At 38.3% G+C, this 17,300-nt stretch carries 13 protein-coding genes and 2 pseudogenes; 3 read left to right on the forward strand and 12 right to left on the reverse strand.

Translation table 11 applies throughout. The annotated features are described in order from the left end of the window. Positions 1 to 515: 515 nt before the first annotated feature. On the forward strand, positions 516 to 797 hold the full coding sequence (locus ACWIX0_RS06870) for a hypothetical protein (RefSeq protein ID WP_454173076.1): 282 nt from the start codon (positions 516 to 518) through the stop codon (positions 795 to 797). A gap of 724 nt (positions 798 to 1,521) precedes the next feature. On the opposite strand, the pseudogene ACWIX0_RS06875 reads toward ACWIX0_RS06870, so the two are convergent. The 3 genes and pseudogenes from ACWIX0_RS06875 to petA form a co-directional block, all read right to left on the reverse strand. Further along, positions 1,522 to 2,130: pseudogene (locus ACWIX0_RS06875) on the reverse strand (c-type cytochrome); the annotation flags it as partial. Further along, a complete protein-coding gene (locus tag ACWIX0_RS06880; RefSeq protein ID WP_454173078.1) occupies positions 2,127 to 3,386 on the reverse strand; it encodes a cytochrome b in 1,260 nt (419 codons plus the stop codon). The gene ACWIX0_RS06880 and the pseudogene ACWIX0_RS06875, both read right to left, overlap by 4 nt. Positions 3,387 to 3,396: 10 nt before the next feature. Next, on the reverse strand, positions 3,397 to 3,897 hold the full coding sequence (gene petA, locus ACWIX0_RS06885) for a ubiquinol-cytochrome c reductase iron-sulfur subunit (protein ID WP_454173080.1): 501 nt from the start codon (positions 3,895 to 3,897) through the stop codon (positions 3,397 to 3,399). A 431-nt stretch (positions 3,898 to 4,328) separates the two neighbouring features. Between petA and ACWIX0_RS06890 the strand changes: the two genes are divergently transcribed. Continuing rightward, positions 4,329 to 5,243, forward strand: a complete 915-nt coding sequence (locus ACWIX0_RS06890; RefSeq protein ID WP_454173081.1) for a BspA family leucine-rich repeat surface protein — start codon at positions 4,329 to 4,331, stop codon at positions 5,241 to 5,243. A 636-nt stretch (positions 5,244 to 5,879) separates the two neighbouring features. Here the strand turns inward: ACWIX0_RS06890 and ACWIX0_RS06895 are convergent. The 6 genes and pseudogenes from ACWIX0_RS06895 to ACWIX0_RS06920 all read right to left on the reverse strand — a co-directional run bounded on the left by ACWIX0_RS06895 (position 5,880) and on the right by ACWIX0_RS06920 (position 12,034). Further along, positions 5,880 to 6,815, reverse strand: a complete 936-nt coding sequence (locus ACWIX0_RS06895; RefSeq protein ID WP_454173082.1) for a hypothetical protein — start codon at positions 6,813 to 6,815, stop codon at positions 5,880 to 5,882. A 107-nt stretch (positions 6,816 to 6,922) separates the two neighbouring features. Beyond that, positions 6,923 to 8,131: a chorismate synthase gene (gene aroC, locus ACWIX0_RS06900; protein WP_454173084.1), complete on the reverse strand. Its 1,209-nt coding sequence runs from the start codon at positions 8,129 to 8,131 to the stop codon at positions 6,923 to 6,925. A 176-nt stretch (positions 8,132 to 8,307) separates the two neighbouring features. Then, positions 8,308 to 8,982, reverse strand: a pseudogene (gene rnc / locus ACWIX0_RS06905) (ribonuclease III); the annotation flags it as partial. Positions 8,983 to 9,069: 87 nt separating this feature from the next. Continuing rightward, positions 9,070 to 9,507, reverse strand: coding sequence for a ribonuclease HI (rnhA, locus tag ACWIX0_RS06910; protein ID WP_454173086.1), 438 nt, complete (start codon positions 9,505 to 9,507; stop codon positions 9,070 to 9,072). A 35-nt stretch (positions 9,508 to 9,542) separates the two neighbouring features. Next, positions 9,543 to 10,835, reverse strand: coding sequence for a tetratricopeptide repeat protein (locus ACWIX0_RS06915; protein ID WP_454173088.1), 1,293 nt, complete (start codon positions 10,833 to 10,835; stop codon positions 9,543 to 9,545). A gap of 110 nt (positions 10,836 to 10,945) precedes the next feature. Beyond that, positions 10,946 to 12,034, reverse strand: a complete 1,089-nt coding sequence (locus ACWIX0_RS06920; protein WP_454173090.1) for a peptidyl-prolyl cis-trans isomerase — start codon at positions 12,032 to 12,034, stop codon at positions 10,946 to 10,948. Positions 12,035 to 12,351: 317 nt separating this feature from the next. Between ACWIX0_RS06920 and glmS the strand changes: the two genes are divergently transcribed. Next, complete coding sequence (glmS, locus tag ACWIX0_RS06925) at positions 12,352 to 14,259, forward strand: glutamine--fructose-6-phosphate transaminase (isomerizing) (protein ID WP_454173091.1); 1,908 nt, start codon at positions 12,352 to 12,354, stop codon at positions 14,257 to 14,259. 178 nt (positions 14,260 to 14,437) lie between these two features. Here glmS and ACWIX0_RS06930 read toward each other — a convergent pair whose 3' ends face one another. The 3 genes from ACWIX0_RS06930 to ACWIX0_RS06940 form a co-directional block, all read right to left on the reverse strand. Then, positions 14,438 to 14,683, reverse strand: coding sequence for a hypothetical protein (locus tag ACWIX0_RS06930; protein ID WP_454173093.1), 246 nt, complete (start codon positions 14,681 to 14,683; stop codon positions 14,438 to 14,440). A 182-nt stretch (positions 14,684 to 14,865) separates the two neighbouring features. Then, positions 14,866 to 15,702 (reverse strand): 4-hydroxy-3-methylbut-2-enyl diphosphate reductase, encoded by an 837-nt coding sequence (locus ACWIX0_RS06935; RefSeq protein ID WP_454173095.1) that lies wholly within the window; start codon positions 15,700 to 15,702, stop codon positions 14,866 to 14,868. A gap of 15 nt (positions 15,703 to 15,717) precedes the next feature. Continuing rightward, entirely contained in the window at positions 15,718 to 17,292 is a 1,575-nt protein-coding gene (locus ACWIX0_RS06940) for a 3-phosphoshikimate 1-carboxyvinyltransferase (RefSeq protein ID WP_454173097.1), read from the reverse strand. Positions 17,293 to 17,300: the final 8 nt, after the last annotated feature.

Here is a 17,300-nt window from a genome sequence, read left to right on the forward strand (position 1 = left end):
GCTTCGTCATTGCAAGCGCAACTTTGTCATTGCGAGTGGATTTGATAAAATCCGCATCAATCTTTTTTATTAGATTTGTTAAAAGAGTGTTTTTTTTTTTTTTTTTTTGATATGGATTTTGTTTGCGTAGGTTCGCTTCCTAGCATTTACGCGCTAAATCGCCACTTCGTAGCTGTGGGCTTGTGTCGCGTGCGGATTTTGACTTGTCAAAAACTGCGTGGCAATGATAAAATATGTTTGGATTTTCACGCATTAGGTTCTGCGAAAATTTTTAAATCTAATGGCTATCAATGAAATCAGCCTAGAATCTCATAATGACAAAAATGCTCCACCTAAACCCATTAACGCGAGGGATTTGGAAACAACATACAAAATCTATGAATTCTTATCGTTTGCTCTACAATACCTGACAAATAAAATTGACTAAAAAATGATACAATACCAAGTTTAGCAAGTGCAAAGAATCTTGTGTTTGCGTAAAAATTACTTATTTTGCTGATAAATAAAGGGGTAGTATGACACGGAGAAAAATGCAGTTTTTTAAATTTCTGCGAAAAAAGGCTATGCTAAAAGATAAAAAAAAGGGCTACGCGGTTGGCAAAATGGATAGTTCATTTTCCTCAACTTCTAAAAATCCTTGCCAAGTAGAATGCCAAATCAAAGGCAAGTATGTGGAGTTTTCGTTTTATCCGTATATGCCAAATAAAAGAGGCATAGAGATTGACAAAAGTGAGCTAATCGGTAGTGTAAAGATTTCTAACAAAAACTTCAACCAAATTTGTGAGTTTTATTTGTAATGAATATTTTACGGTAAAGTAGATTTTGCAAAAAAAGTAGATTTTGTAGGAGGGTAGAGTTTGCGCGAAGCAGTTTTTGCAGAAAACATAGATTTTGAGTAGATTTTGCAATGAAGTCGTTTTTGCGCAGATTAAGATTTCGCAGTTATGCAAAAAATAGATTTTGCAAATAATATAAACATTTTTCAAAGATTAAGAGAATCTAGCGATTCTCTTAAAAATCCCCTCCATCAAATCACCTAAACTAATGCAAATTAGCCCACATTTTGCGCTTCCAAAGATACGCAAGCACAGCCATAATGCCAAAGAATAGCATTATTTTCCAACCAAAAGATTCTCTTTGCTCTTTTTTCGTGTCGCCTACTTCATTTAGGTAGTTTATGACTTTTTTCTCAGCTTCTTTTGTGAGTCCAAGTCTAGGCATAGAAGTGTTTGGAAGTAGCTTTTGCGGGTCATTTATAAACTTATAAAGATAGTCCTCCCCACGCGCACGAACCATCATAGACAAGTCAGGCGCACGCGCTCCTAGATACCTCTCCAAATCATCGGTGCTAGAGTTTGTGCTCATATAAAAATAAATATATGAGCGAGCTCCCAAGTAGCGATTTAGATCGCCAATGACGCTAGGCGAAGTCAGTTTGTCATAATTCACACTATGGCAACGCAAGCAGGCTTGTTCAAAGACTTCTTTATCGCTAATTTCTTGTGGCGCGATAGAGGCTAGATACGCCACGATATTTGCTATCGCTTCATCGCCTAGCCAATCATAGCCTGACATAGGATAGACTAAGTCCTCTTTATGCCATAGTTTAGAAGCCAAAATAGGATTTTTGATAAAATGCGCCAAAAAGTTGTGGTCTAGCACCGCTGCCACAGTGGATAAATCTGGCGGGATAACACCGTAAGCCTGCGAGACTTCCTCATCGCTTTGCTCAGTGCTACGAGCGGCTAAATCATCTTGAGATTTCACGGTGTGGCAGGAGTTACAATTTTCTATAAAAATTTGCTTGCCCTCTTCCGCATTGCCGTTTTTTAAATCCATCTTGCTCCAAAATCCATCTAAATTAGATAGATTTTCTTGGGCTTTGTCTAGCTCTTTTTGCGCTCGTTGTATGTTTAGTTCATTGCCACTTTTTTGGGCTTGTGCTAGGTTTGCATTTGCTTTTTTTACAAGCTGTTTTAAATCAAACACATCGCTTTTTCCACTTGCGACAAAATCAAACTGCGCGTCAGCTACTTTTGGGTGCATAATACTATGTGCTAAAGGCTCTACACCCCAATAAATCACACCTATGACAACCACAATAATGGCTAAAATCTTTATTTCTCTCATAGCCCACCTCCTTGCGTAGCTTTACGCTCTTTTATAGTGATATAAGGCAATGCTACAAATATAAGAAATAAAAATCCAAGCGAAGCTACACAGCCTATGTATGTGTTGATTCCCTCTGGTGGAAGTTTGCCATATATAGTTAGGACGATTAAATCAACAATTAGCAACCAAAACCACACAAAATACGCTTTGCGTTTGTGAGCTGGCTTTACCACAGGACTTCTATCAAGCCACGGAAGTAGCAAAAACACCACTTGTGCCACGCCAAATGCTGCAAGTCCTATGTCGCTAGCTTTGATTGGTCCTACATTAAAGAAAAATCCACGCAACACTTCATAACTCCACAAAAAATACCATTCAGGGTAAATGTGTGTAGGGGTTTTGAGAGAATCTGCTGGGTCAAAATTCACAGGGTCCATCGCAAAATCAAAGTGATAGCACACAAGGTAGAAAAATAGCACCATAAAGGCACAAACTACAAAAATGTCTTTTGACATAAACACAGGCCAAAAAGGAATCACTTTGGATTCTGCTTTTTTGCCCTCTTGGTATTTTTTTGCTTCTTCTTCAAAGTTGATTTCCTCGCCATCTTGGTTATTTACATGGGGAAATCGTAGTGAATAGAAGTGAAAAGCGATAAGTAGCATTATCACCACAGGTAACAACACAACATGAAGCATAAAAAATCTTGTCAAAGTCGCATCAGCTACCACATAGTTTCCTCTTATCCACTCGACTAAATCATCGCCAATAATGGGAATCCCACCAAATAGATTTGTGATAACCGTCGCAGCCCAATAGCTCATCTGCCCCCAAGGCAACATATAGCCACTAAATGCTTCCGCAGAAAATACCACAAAAAGTAGCATACCACCTATCCACACCATTTCTCGCCCCTGTTTATAAGAGCCATAATAAATCGCCACAAACATATGGATGTAAATAATCACAAACACCATACTTGCAGCCACAGCGTGGATATGTCGCCACAGCCAGCCAAACTCCACTTCTTTCATAATGGTGAAATTCACGCTATTAAACGCATAGTCCGTATCGGGCTTGTAATACATAAGCAAAAATAGCCCGCTTACCACAAGTAGCGTAAATAATGTCAGCAAAAGCACTCCCATAGCCCAAAGGAAATTGATATTTTTTGGAATCCAATATTCCGTCATCATTACCTTTAGAAACTTATTTACACCAAGCCTTTTATCGAGCCAATCCATAAGCCCTTCTGATTTGTTAAAAGTCGCCATTTTCTATCCTTTATGCTTTTAGCATTGCTTCATACTCAGGTCCAGCAACACCAAGTGTAAGCACCGTGCCTTCGATTTTGAATGGCGGAAGGTCAAATGGTCTAGGCGGTGGAGTGCCCTCGATATTGTAACCATCAAGACTAAATCTACCGCCGTGGCAAGGACAGAGGAAACTTTTTTCATCGGATTTGTAAAAAGGAATACAACCCAAATGAGTGCAAATCTGCAAACCTAGCGTATAAACTCCATCTCCGATTTTGAAGTTTCGCTTCGCATCAAAGCCATCTTGCGCTTCTTTTCTAATGATAAACACAGGCTTACCACGCCACTCTACACGAGAAAAATCACCCTCTTTTAATTCTGCTATATCTATGGTTGTGATACCAGCAGAGACGACACTTGGGAGAGGGTCCCAAGTTTTTTTCATAGCGATTAGCGAAGCCACAGCACCCACAGCGGTAACACCACCTAATGCTATGCCTAAAAAATCGCGTCTTTTGACTTCAGCCATTGCGTTCTCCTTTTGTAAAATCAAAAAGTTGATTGTAACGATAAACATTTAAAAAACTTATTAAATAAACGCAAAAATATAAAAAAACTATATAAAATCATAATTTCGCCCTTTTTGAGAATCAAAAATGAGCTAAAAAGTCTAAGCAAATATCAACAAATAGGCTTTCAAAGCGGATTTTAGGATATTTGCTTCGTTAAGAAACATTTTGTTAGTTTTGTGTGTTTAGCGATTTTGTGTGATAGATTTTGTGTCGTTTATATTAGTAGATTTTTATCTCAAAATCTTGTCTAAAATTTTAAGATAATTTACCTTATGTAGATAATTTTTGCGATACAATACCGACTTTGACTCTGTGTTTGTAGTCTAAACATAGCAAAATCAAATAATGACAAATCTCTGCAATCACTTAAAAATCCAAAGGAGAACCAATGCAACACAAACAAAATTGCGCACGGATACAACTTAGCAACATATATCAATATTTGCTTATCGGATTTTTGGGCTTCTTTTTAGCATTTAGCACGACAGGTTGCGCGCTATTTCAGCAAGAAAAAACAACAAGCGTAAAAGCCGATGAAATCGATGATGAGCCAGATACTACGCTAGAGGAAGAAGATGAGGAAGAAGTCGATATTTCAAAGCTAGAGATTCCAAAAGAATCGCTAAATATGCAATCTGTGGATTCTAAAAGATTTGCAAATGCTAACTCGGTAGGCACAGATGCGGACTACGAGGAGGAAGAGCTTAGTTGCCCTAAGCCAAAATATTTCCCCAAAAATCTAATTGCGCTAAAAAAACTCGTAAGAGATGAGAGTATATCATTAGGTGAGATTGACACGAGCAAAATCACAGATATGAAGCGACTATTTTTTGACGCAGAGGAAGACGAAGATGACCCTGATATTGAATATCTTATCCCTTTGCGAGATGAATTTAAAGGGATTGAATGCTGGGATGTCAGCAATGTCAAAGATATGAGCCTTATGTTTAAGGGATTAGAAACTTTTAATGAGCCACTAAATAGCTGGGATGTCAGCAATGTAGAAGTGATGATAGCGATGTTTGCTGGAGCAGAAGCGTTTAATCAACCGCTTGATAAGTGGGATGTAAGCAAGGTGCGCTCGATGAAAGGAATGTTTTATGGCACAAAGGCGTTTAATCAACCGCTTGATATGTGGAATATCCGCAATGTCAAAAATATGAATAAAATGTTTGAAAAAACCCCTGCTTATAAACAAAATCTTGACGCTTGGGGAGAAAAGCTCCGCCCTGATGCGATAATGAAAGATATGTTTAAAGATTCTGCCCTGCAGGCTCGCCCTCCAAAATGGCTAAAAAAATAACGCGTATTTTTGCTTGTTTTAATGTCATTTAGCTAAATTACTTTTTTAGAATTTTTAATCAATCAACTAACAAACCAAAATCTAAAATAGTTTTTTACGAGTTTTTAAGCGTTGATTTTGGTTTGTCTGCTTAAATGTTTTCTTGCATAATCAAAGCAAATATTGCAAAGTAATGCTAGCTTTGATTATGCTTTATCGCATTACAAATCTTTGTTTCAAATTTTTATCTTTTTTTAGATTCTTACTCTTTGTTGCGACTCTTTTTTTGTAATTCTAAAATCTTTTTTGCATTGCTTAAATCCAAGATTTTGTCAATATGCTATCAAACATTGATTTTGCTATGCGGATTTTACTATGTGGATTTTGCTATGTGTCGCAAGAAAATTATGATAGAAGTATGCCGTTATGGTATAAAAAAAGATTGCTACGCGTTTGTAAAATAGGCTAAAAAAAACAAAAACATAGCATTAAAAAGTGTTAGTTTAGGTTTGTAGCAAATGATAAGTTTGATAAATCCAAAGCCACTTTTTAGCTAAAATCCACATTATGCAAAATCGCTTTTTTTAATAAAAAGTGATTTTGCATAAAATCTAGGAAAAAGCTAAAAAAGGCTTTAGAGGTGTTTTGACTTCTTTTTTATTTTTTGGATTTTTTAGATTTTTTGCCTGTGTCAGCTTCTTGTGGTTTGTTTAGGGCTTCTATTTGTAGCTCTATTTCTGTTTTTACTTTTTTTACATTATCTAGCCACTTGCACGCCACTTCAAAGCCATTTTGACAGCCCATATCGCCCAAATCTATCGCTTTATCGATATATGGTTTTGCTTTTTTTGCGTCTTTGTCTTTTTCAAAATATATGCCACCTACGCCAAAGCAACCCATAGCACTTCCTAGCTCACAGGCTTTTTCATATAGTCTTAGCTCGTTTGCTTTGTCGCCCATATTGCCTACACCCATTCCATAAAATGTGCAAGCTGAGCCATATCCATTGTCGCAACTTTTGTATAAAACATCAATGTCTTCAATCAACCTATTTTCCCCAGCAAAAAGCGCGACTTTTAACACGCAGTATTTATCCCCCTTGCTTTTGCATAGGCTATGAAGTTTTTTTGCCTGTGCGACTTTGCATTTATCGCGCTGTGCCTCTGTCTTGTCCTCTAGGGAGCATTCCGCGCTTTTTTTGCTCCACTCGCTATTTTCCATTTCAGTTCCCACTTCCCAATCGCTATTTGGATATTTAGCTTGCAAATCTTGCGTTTTAGAATCCAACTCGCCACTAGATAATTCCGTTTTAGATTCTGCGTTCGCTTCTTGCACTGCGGCAGTTTGTGCTTGTTCGTTAGAAGTTGCTTGCGCTGTATCCTCTGCTTTTTGTGGGGATTGTGCTTGCGTTTGAGTGCCTACCTTAGATTCCAATGTAGAATCCATATTAGAATCTGCATTAGATTCTACTTTAGATTCTGTCTGCGTGTCTGTTTTGGCGTTAGAATCTAGGCTAGATTCTACTTCCTCGCCAAATCCAACCCCCACAAAACCAAAAATCCCAAATACTATTGCAATCGCTAATTTTTTCATAGCTACTCCTTATTAGAAAGTAATTTTGTATGGAAATTCTAGCACTTTTTTTTAAATTCAAATGATTTTATCATTTTCACCATTATTACGGCTAGAATTTAGGCTACTTAGTCCAAATATATTTTTTGTAAATTTGATAATGTAGCGCGGGTGTTTAGCAATAACATATCCGCTAATATAAACGCTAGCATACTCTCACACACCACGCTTCCGCGAATCGCTATGCAAGGGTCGTGCCTGCCTTTTAGCTCAAGTGTGTAAGGTTCTAGGGTGTTAGAATCCATTTTTAGCGTTTGCTGTGGCAAAAATATGCTAGGCGTTGGCTTAAAATGCACTTTGATGATGATATCTTCGCCATTTGCTATACCGCCCAAAACCCCACCGCTATGATTGCTAGCAAATCTAACATTATCAAAAATAGTTGCTTTGCTAGATTTTGCTTTGGTATCAAAGATAGATTTTGCGCTAGTTTTCTTGCTAGATTCCTTTTTAGATTTTGCTTTTGGATTTGTGCTAGATTCTAGCATCATTTCATCATTGTTTTGGCTACCTTTTTTTTTGCTAGATTCTACCCCGCTACCTATTTCTACGGCTTTTACGCCATTTAGCCCAAGAAATGCACTACCTATGGCACTATCTATCTTATAATACAACGGTTCTCCAAGTCCCCTTAACACCCTAGCATTTCCACTTGCTTTTATAATCGCGCACCCACCCACGCTATCCCCCGCTTTTCGCGCTTGCAAAATGATATTTTTTTGCTCATTTTCTTTGTCTTTATCAAGCGAGAAAATCTCACTTTTTAGCGCGTAGTCAAAATCTAGTTTTTCCCCCTTGCACCCGCCGATGCTAATAATCCCGCTTTGAGTAAAAATCCCAAACTCATCTAAAAGCATTTTAGCAAATGCCCCTCCTGCCACGCGTGCCACACTCTCTCTAGCCGAGCTTCGCCCTCCACCACGATAATCCCTAATCCCATACTTGCACTGATATGTAAAATCTGCGTGAGAGGGGCGAAACACATTTGCCACTTCGCTGTAATCTTTAGATTTTACATTGCTATTTTCAAAAAGTAGCGCGATAGGCGCACCCGTGCTAACACAATCAAAAACACCGCTTAAAATCTGTGGCAAATCCGCTTCTTTTCTAGGCGTGCCAAATGCGTTTTTGCCCCCCTGTCTGCGCGATAGTTCGTTTTTTAGCAATGTTTCATTTATCTTTACACCTGATGGGAATCCATCTATCACACAGCCAATATGCGTGCCGTGTGATTCCCCAAAAGTGCTTAGTTTTAAGGCATTGCCAAAAGTATTCATTTTTGTGCCTTTTTGTGAGATTTTTTTGCAGATTTTTCACTAGATTTCAAGCTAGATTTTTGGTTAGATTTTGATTTTTTGTCAAAATCTTTTGATTTGTCATCTTTGTTGTTATCTTTTTTAGGTTTGTTGTGTTTATCGTGTTTGGGATTTTTTTGGGATTTGTTTTTGGTATTTTGCTCATCTGTTAGCACTTGATATGCTAGCTTTGCGCAAGCTTGCTCAGCATTTTTTTTAGAGTTGCCATAGGCTTTTGCATAGATAGTATTGTGTATGCAAACTTGGGTAAAAAATTCTTTTTTATGATCAGGTCCTTTTTGGTGGAGTAGCTCATAGCTAGGCAGGACACCAAACCGCTCTTGTGTTAGTTCCTGCAAAGCGGTTTTATAATCAGTAAGCAAGTTTTCAAAGCGCATATTTGGGTAGAATCTCTCTAAGATATTTTGTATGATTTCGCGGACTTTATCAATCCCAGATTCTAAATACACCGCCCCCATAATCGCTTCAAAGGCATTGGATAGTAGCGAGTCTTTTTGCCGTCCATTGTTTTGCTCTTCGCTCATAGATAGCACAAGAAAATCCGCTATGCCTAAATGCCTAGCAAAGCTAGCAAAACTTTTTTCATTCACAAGGCTAGCACGCATTTTGGATAATCTCCCCTCATCAAAATGCACAAACTTGCAAAACAAATATTCTCCCACTAGCAAATCTAGCACCGCATCGCCCAAAAACTCTAATCGTTCGTTATTTTTGGTATTTGCGCAGCTTTTGTGGGTTAGGGCTTCTTGGAGTAGATTTTGGTTTGTAAAATGATAGCCAAGCGCGGATTCTAAGGGAGCGAAGTTAGACATTTTTTTCCTTAAGTTTTTTGTTTGTTAGATGTTATTTTTTCATAAAATCGTGTTGATTATGGCATTTGATTGCTTAAATACATTTTGTTATTTATGTGTTTTTTGAATGCTTTGGGCTTGCTCTCTTGCTATTTTATCACATTTTTCATTCATCATATCGCCATTATGCCCCTTTACCCAAGTAGCCGTGATTTTGTGCGGTTTTGAGAGAGATAGATACTCTTGCCATAGCTCGACATTTTTGACTTTGTCAAAATCTTTTTTTACCCAATTTGGAAGCCATTTGTTGATTGCCTCGCACACATATTTTGAATCACTAAAAAGCTCGATATTGCAGGGCTCTTTTAGGGCTTTTAGCCCTTCTATGACGGCGAGTAACTCCATACGATTATTGGTAGTGAGGGGGTGTGCGCCTTTGATGATTTTTTCTGCGCCTTTATATAGCAAAATCGCGCAATATCCGCCAGCACCCGGATTGCTTAGACACGAGCCATCAGTATGGATTTGAATCGACTTTGTTTGCATTTTTTGCTTCTTTTGTGGTTTTTTTGGGTGTGCAACTATGTAGTAGAAAAATTGCTTGCAAATTGTTTGGCACTATTGATAAACGCGCTATTTTTGGCAAAATCCATATTAGAATCTTTTGTTGTGGATTCTATGATTTTAAATACCAAGTCCATTTGCCCGATATTCGCACACAAAGGACAGCGATATGAATCAAAAGGAAAAATATTTTTGCAATGATTGCATCGGTATTCAAAAGTTAGCTCACCTTTTTGGAGCGAATGCGCAAGCAAAATCCGTAATGCTTCTAGCTCAAACACATCGCATTGAATCTCATCTTTGACATAGCCTTTTGCACGAAAAATATCCAAAATATTTTTGTGATTTTTTAGCTTTTCAAATGGGATTTCCTCTTTTTTGAAACGCCACAAAATATCTAGCACTTCTAAAATCTCATTTTGGTTGTTTGCTAGATTTTGCGCTTTGTTTTGTGGATTTTGCGTGGCATTTGTAGTGAGGTGTTTGCTAGAATCTAGCACTTCTAAATCCTTATTAAAATCCGCATTATAATCCATATTAGATTTTAGCGCATCGGCGTTGTTTTTTGCATTTTTGCTATGTTGGTTTATCCTTATTACCTCTTGCCAAAACGCTTCCCTATCATACATACTTAGATATTCTAGCCCTAAGCGGTTTATTTGAGCGCAATATCGCATAAGCGCGATGATTTCTTTGCGCTTTTTTTCTAGGGATAAAAAGTTGCTATTTTTTAGTAGCATAAAATGCAAGAATATGCGCATTTGCTCATTTTGTGCCCGCTCTTTTTTTAAGCTTAGCTCTTCTATGGATTCTAGCGCATCTAGGGCTTCTTCATATTCGCCCATACTCTCATACACGCGCATTAGATAATCTAGCACTTGTTTGTTTCTAGGATAAGATTTTATGATTTCTAAAAAGATTTCTTTTGCCCTTTGTAAAAACCCCGCTTCAAAATAAGTAACTCCTAATGATTCTAGGATAATGATTTTTTCCTCCGTGTTGCGTGCTTTTTCTAGCAAGCCTAAATAGATTTTGATAGCATAGCCTCTATCGCCCGCTAAAGAGTAAGTTTTTGCTAGTAGTATTAGCGGTGGGGTGGGGTTTTTTGAGATAGAGAGAAAATCGATAATCTCATCGCTAAGAGAACCCTCGCTATATGATTTTGCAAAATCCTCCAACGCCATTTCGCGCTTTTTTGCCTGATATTTATTTTTCCCCCAATCCGCAAAAATAATAATCGCCACAATGCCTAGCAAAATGCTAGCACCAAAAAGTGGGTCGTGGTAAAAATACATTATTTCATCAAACATTTATGCTTCTTTTGTTTTAGATTTTGGGTTTTTGCTTTTTTTATTGTCTTTGTTTGCTTTTGGATTTTACTTTTTTTGATTTTTACTTGCTTAGTTTAGCTAGCTTGCTTTTATGGTTCGCGCAAAGTCTGTATATGCGCTTTTTGCTTGATTTTTTCAAAATATTCGCTTAGGACTTTTTCTTGATTGTTTTGAGATAATTTTTGGGCGATATAGTGCCTTGCTTCATCAAAATTCATCACATTTTTGCCAATCTTTTTTACCACACGAAAAGTTACATAGCTTCCCCCGCCCGCATCTAGCACGGGGGTAAATCTCCCCTCTCTTAGCGATGAAAAAAGCTGTGCTATTTGTGGATTTAGCGCGCTTAGCTCTAATTTTTCTTGTGTTTTTTCTACGCCACTTATGGAGGTGTTTGGATTTGCTATGGTGCGCTCTAGTAGCTTTGGATTTTTGGAAGTGTAGCGTGCGACTTCAACTTCTTTTGGCGTGCTAAACTCGCTTTTGTGCTCATTATAATACCTGTGTATCTCATCTTCGCTAGAAGTTTCAGCAGATAGCAAGACATTTCGCATAAGCTCCCTAGTTTCTATTTGGTCTTTTAGCTCATCTCTATACATATCATATTCGATTCCCTCGCGCTTTAGGGCTAGCATAAATTGCTGCATATTCATTTGATTTTGATTGGCTATGTTTTCGATTTCTCTATCTAGCCTATCATCATCGACATTGATTTTTAGTCGCTCGATTTCTTGGGTTTTTAGCCGTTGGGCGATAAGAAATTCAACCGCTTTTTCTTTGTCAAAATGTCGTTGTTTTTGGATAGTTTTGATTTCATACAAAGTGATAGGATCGCCATTTACCTTGATAGCGACACCGCCTACGATATGCTCTTTTTTGGGTGAGTTTGTAAGCGTGGCTTGCGCAAAATCATTTTTTGATTTTGATTCATTTGATGAAGTATCTGTGTTTGTTTCTATGCTATTTTCTACGCCTTTTTCTGCGTTGGTTGCGGGGATTTGCGAAGTTTGTGTTTTTTGCATAGATTGCGCTTCTTGCGTAGATTTTTGATTAGATTTTGTGTTTTTAGCTATGGCAATGGTGCTAAACGCGCTTATAAACAACGCGCAAGATAAAATGTTTAAAATGCGTATATTGCGCAATTTACTGACTAGATTTTGCATATTTTTCTTTGACATATTTTTCCTTAAAAGATGAGATTTTGGCGTTTATTTTTGTGTTTTGATTTTGCAAGCGCAAGTTTAAACAAGTTTAAAATCAAGTTTAAAGCACAAGGCAAACAAAACAAAAGATTCTAACACATATTTTTTAATCATAGATTTTATGATAAATTTTGCGCTAATCACACATAAAATCCCCTAAAATCCATAAATATAGGCAAGACACAAACCAAAATATATTTTTACAAAAATAGTGTAGAATTGCATTTTGGCACGCCAAAGCACGCAATGTGCTAACAAATACTCCAACAAAATACACAATAAAGGACAACCAAATGTGTGGAATCATAGGCTATGTAGGCAAAAAAGAAAAAAAAGAGATTTTGCTAAATGGACTAAAAGAATTAGAATATCGTGGTTATGATTCTGCTGGATTTGCTGTGCTAGAAAAAGCTGAAAATAATCAACAAAATATCCACGCTTTTAAGGCAGTCGGCAAGCTAATCAACCTAGAATCTAAAACCAAAGATTTTAGCTCAAATGGGTTTGGGCTAGGCATAGCACATACTAGATGGGCAACTCATGGCAAACCAACCGAAATCAATGCACACCCGCACACAGGGGAGTTTAGCTATGTCGTGCATAATGGCATAATCGAAAACTACAAAGAAATCAAAACAGAGCTAGAATCTAGCGGACATAGTTTTTTAAGTCAGACAGACACCGAAGTCATCGTTCATCTTTTTGAGGAAAATCTAAAAGTAGCAAAGACGCCAAGAGAGGCGTTTGAAAAAACCGCTAGCAGACTAAAAGGCGCGTATGCCGTCTTGCTAATTAGCAAAGTCGCACCAAATGAAATCTTTTATGCTAAAAATGCAGCCCCGCTAATCATTGGCAAAAGCTACGCAAATAACGATAAAAATGACAAAACAAATGCCGAAATCTATTTTGCCTCTTCAGATGCCCCACTTATAGGACTTGTCGATGAAGTCGTATATATACAAGATGGGAGCTATGGCAGCTCGCTAGATTTTGATACACTCACGCCCAAAAAACCTCTAAGCATAAGCAAATCCTACGCACAAAAAGATGGATTTCGATACTTTATGGAAAAAGAAATTTATGAACAAGAAAAAGTCTTGCTAGAAACGATGATGGGGCGCGTAGGTGGCGAAGTAGATGGCATAATATGCCTAGATGAGCTAGAAGCACTTGGCATAAAAAGCACAGATTTTAGCAAGACTAGCGATTTAAGCAAAAACAAAGCAAAATCTAAAAACTGCGATAATGCCATAAAATATTCTCAAATCACGATCTGTGCGTGCGGGACAAGCTACCACGCAGCCCTTGTAGGAAAATATTTGCTAGAGCGACAAGCAAAAATCCGCACAAATGTCGTGCTAGCAAGCGAGTTTCGCTACGCAAAGCCTATTTTAAGCAATGATGAACTTTTTGTAGTGATTTCTCAAAGTGGCGAGACAGCAGATACGCTAGAAGCCCTAAAACTAGCAAAACGAAGCGGGCTAGACACGCTATCTATCTGCAATGTAGATAATAGCTCAATCGTGCGAGAGAGCAAAGCCACAATCCTAACTCGCGCAGGCATAGAAAAAGGCGTAGCAAGCACAAAAGCGTTTGCCACGCAAGTAATGGTGCTGTGGATTTTATCTGCGTATCTAGGCAAAATCAAAGGTGAGATAGATTCTAGCGGACTAAAAAAGCAAGCAAGCACAATGCTAAAAGCCGTGAAAGCCACCAAAGTAACGCCATCTTTGCACGAAAAAATCAAACGACTATCCAAGCGATATTTGCACGGACACGGATTTTTTTTCATAGGACGAGATGTGTTTTATCCGCTAGCATTAGAAGGTGCGCTAAAACTAAAAGAAATCAGCTACTTGCACGCAGAGGGCTATGCAAGCGGGGAAATGAAGCACGGACCTATCGCACTAGTGGATTCTAACCTTTTCACTATCGCGCTCATGCCAAAGCACCTATTGTATGACAAAATCTGCTCAAATGTCGAGGAGCTAAGCGCGAGAGATGCGACTATCTGTGCAATATGCCAAGATGATTTTGCGCTAGCTGATGACTGCATACGCATAGCCTCCGCTAGTAGCTATATGGAGGAGTTTTTTTCTATGATGATAGCACTGCAGTTGCTATCCATTGAAGTGGCGATTCGTCTAGGAAATGATGTGGATATGCCACGAAACCTTGCAAAATCTGTAACCGTGGAGTAGGGTTTATTGTTTTATATTTTTGCGCGGGCGCGGGAATGTATATTGAGAGACTTCGGTTTTTTGCGAAAACTTGATATGGTAATAGGATAGATTGCCACGCAAAAATTCGCTTACGCTCATTTTTGCTCGCAATGACGGAGTTTTTTTGTCATATTGAGCGCGTAAGCGCGAAATATCTCTATTTTTGTTTTTTAGATTTTTGAGATACTTCGCTTACGCTCAGTATGACAAATGTTTTTAGCATAAAAAAGTTGTTGTCATTGCGAGCGCAACTTGTTGCGCGTGGCAATCCACAATTAAAAACATAAAAAATGGATTGCCACGCATTGTATTGCAAATGCAATTCTCGCAATGGTGAGATGTTTTGGGTTTCGCTAAGTATGGCAATGGTATAGATATTTACGCTATCTTTATTCGCTCGCAACCATATTAGAGCAATTTAGTATTAAAGCAATTTAGTGCGGAGCTATTATCTTTTTTTTATCCATTTTATCCCCTCGTTATCGGTAATTATGGTTTGAGATACTAATGATGAATAATGCTAATGATAGATTTTAATAAACGCATAAAAAATTGTTTTAAGCCAAACCAAATAAAAATTAAAAATCAAATCCCCTCGATATATTCGCGCACTTTTTGGACAATCCAATCAGGCGTGCTAGCACCCGCTGTAATCCCGCAAGTTTTTTTACCACTAAACCATTTTTTTTGGACTTCGCTTTCATCTTCGACAAGGTAGCTATTTTTGCAGTTTTGCTGAGCGATATGTAGCAGTTGCTTTGTGTTTGATGAGGTTTTCCCCCCTACAACTATCATAATATCCACTTTTTTGCTTAGCTCTCTAGCGGCGTTTTGGTTGTCAAAAGTGGCATTGCAAATCGTATTAAAGATGCGCACTTCTTGGCATTTTGCGATGAGAAATGTAGCCACTTGACTAAAGGCTTGGATTTGCTTGGTGGTTTGGGAGATTAGGGCTACTTTGCGTGGGAGTTTGATAGATTCTAGCTCGCTTGCGCTAGAGATGACTATGGCTTGATTGCTTGCATAGCTCATCACGCCTTTTATTTCAGGGTGCTCTATATCGCCAAAAATTACGATTTTATAGCCTTGTTCGCTCATTTCTTGGGCGATTTGTTGAGGTTTGGTTACAAATGGGCAAGTCGCATCGACAAGGTTAAAATCTTTTTGTTGTAGATGTTCTAAATCATCTTTTGGAATCCCGTGCGTGCGGATAATAAGCGTGCTTCCGTCTTTTTGGTTTTTTATCGCCTCTTTAAAATCCTCGTGTAGTCCCACACCAAAATCGCGTTTTAAGCGATTTATTTCTTGGTAGTTGTGGATAAGCGGTCCTAGAGTGTGCGCGCCCTTGTTTTTTTCTGCGATTTTTATCGCTCGGCGCACCCCAAAGCAAAATCCGTGTTTTTTTGCAAGTAGTACTTCCATTATGCAAGCCTTATTTTAAGAAGTTGTGATATTTGCGATTTGGGATAAAATCTGCAAAAAATTTGGGAAAGAAATATTTATGCAGGATTCATCATCGATTTGCAATGGCGTGATAATCCCCGCAATCGCAAAGCTCATAGCGATTCTATGGTCGCCAAAAGATTTGATTTGTGGGATTTTATTTGTTAGGTTAGATTTTTTATGATTAGATTTTGTATTGCTAGAATCTAGGGCAAAATCAATGCTAGATTCTAGCTTTTTTGTGTGGCGAAAAAATCCACCACCATAGATAACATAGCCATCATCTTTTTCTTCATACTCCACGCCAAGCGCACTTAGATTGCATAAAACCGCTTTGATTCTATCGCTTTCTTTCACGCGCAATTCTTTTGCGTTTTTTACCTCGCTTACTCCATTTGCTAATGCCATAGCGATACTAAGGGCTGGCAGCTCATCAATAAGCCACGCGATATTTTCCTCTACTTTTACCCCCGCTAGATTCCCGCTAGCCACATATATATCGCCTATTTCTTCGTATTGCGTTTTGATATTTTCATAGCGCACTTTTGCCCCCATTTTTTCTAGCACTTTGTAGGCTTCTATGCGCGTGGGATTTAGCGCGACATTTTTTAGCAAGATTTCGCTATGTGGTGTGATAGCAGTGGCTAGGGCGAAATAAAACGCACTTGAAGGGTCGCAAGGCACACTAAAATCTAGTGGCTCTAAAGCCCTCTCAAGCGGGGAAATATGGATTTTGCGTCCGCTTAGATTTTGCGTGGCTAGATTTTGTATTATGTGATTTTGTTTGGCTAGATTTTTATTGGTGTTTGTATCGCTTAGATTTTCTATTTTTATGGGGGCGTTCATTCCTAGTAGCATACTCTCTGTATGCGCACGAGTTAGCGTTGGCTCGATATATGTGCTTTCGCTTCTTGCGTGCAAAGCAGAGAGAATCAAAGCAGATTTTACCTGCGCGCTTGCGATTTTGCTAGTGTAGCTAAAGCCATCTAGTTGCTTTGAGATAATGCTAAGTGGGGCTAGCCCACCGCTTCGGCTAAAAATAGTTGCGCCTATGTTTTGCAATGGCAATATCACGCGATTCATCGGGCGAGCGCATAGGTATCTATCCCCGCTTAGCACGGCGTAAAATCCGCTTGAATCGTTGCTAATCGCAGAATCTACGCTATTTGCGTCAAAATCTTGCAATATGTGTTTGTTATTTGTTTGGCTGTTTTTTTGATGATATTTTTTACTTCCTGCAAGCCCTGCTAAAAGCCCGATATATAGCCTCATAGCAGTCCCTGCATTGCCACAATCAAGCACACAATTTGGCTCGATAAAATCTTTTGGAGGGGTTAGTTTTAGCATTATTTTGCCATTAGAATCCGTGCAAGATTTTACGCTTAATCCTAATGCTTTGGCGATATTTAGCGTATTTAGCGTATCTTGGGCTTGCAAATAATTATAAACTACGCTTGGTTTATCGCAAAGCAGGGCAAACATAGCACTTCTGTGCGATATGGATTTATCTGGCGCGATAGAATCTATCTCTAAACAAAATGATGATTTTTGGGGGGAAATGCGTATCATATTAGATT

It is taken from the genome of Helicobacter sp. T3_23-1059 (genome assembly GCF_053654515.1).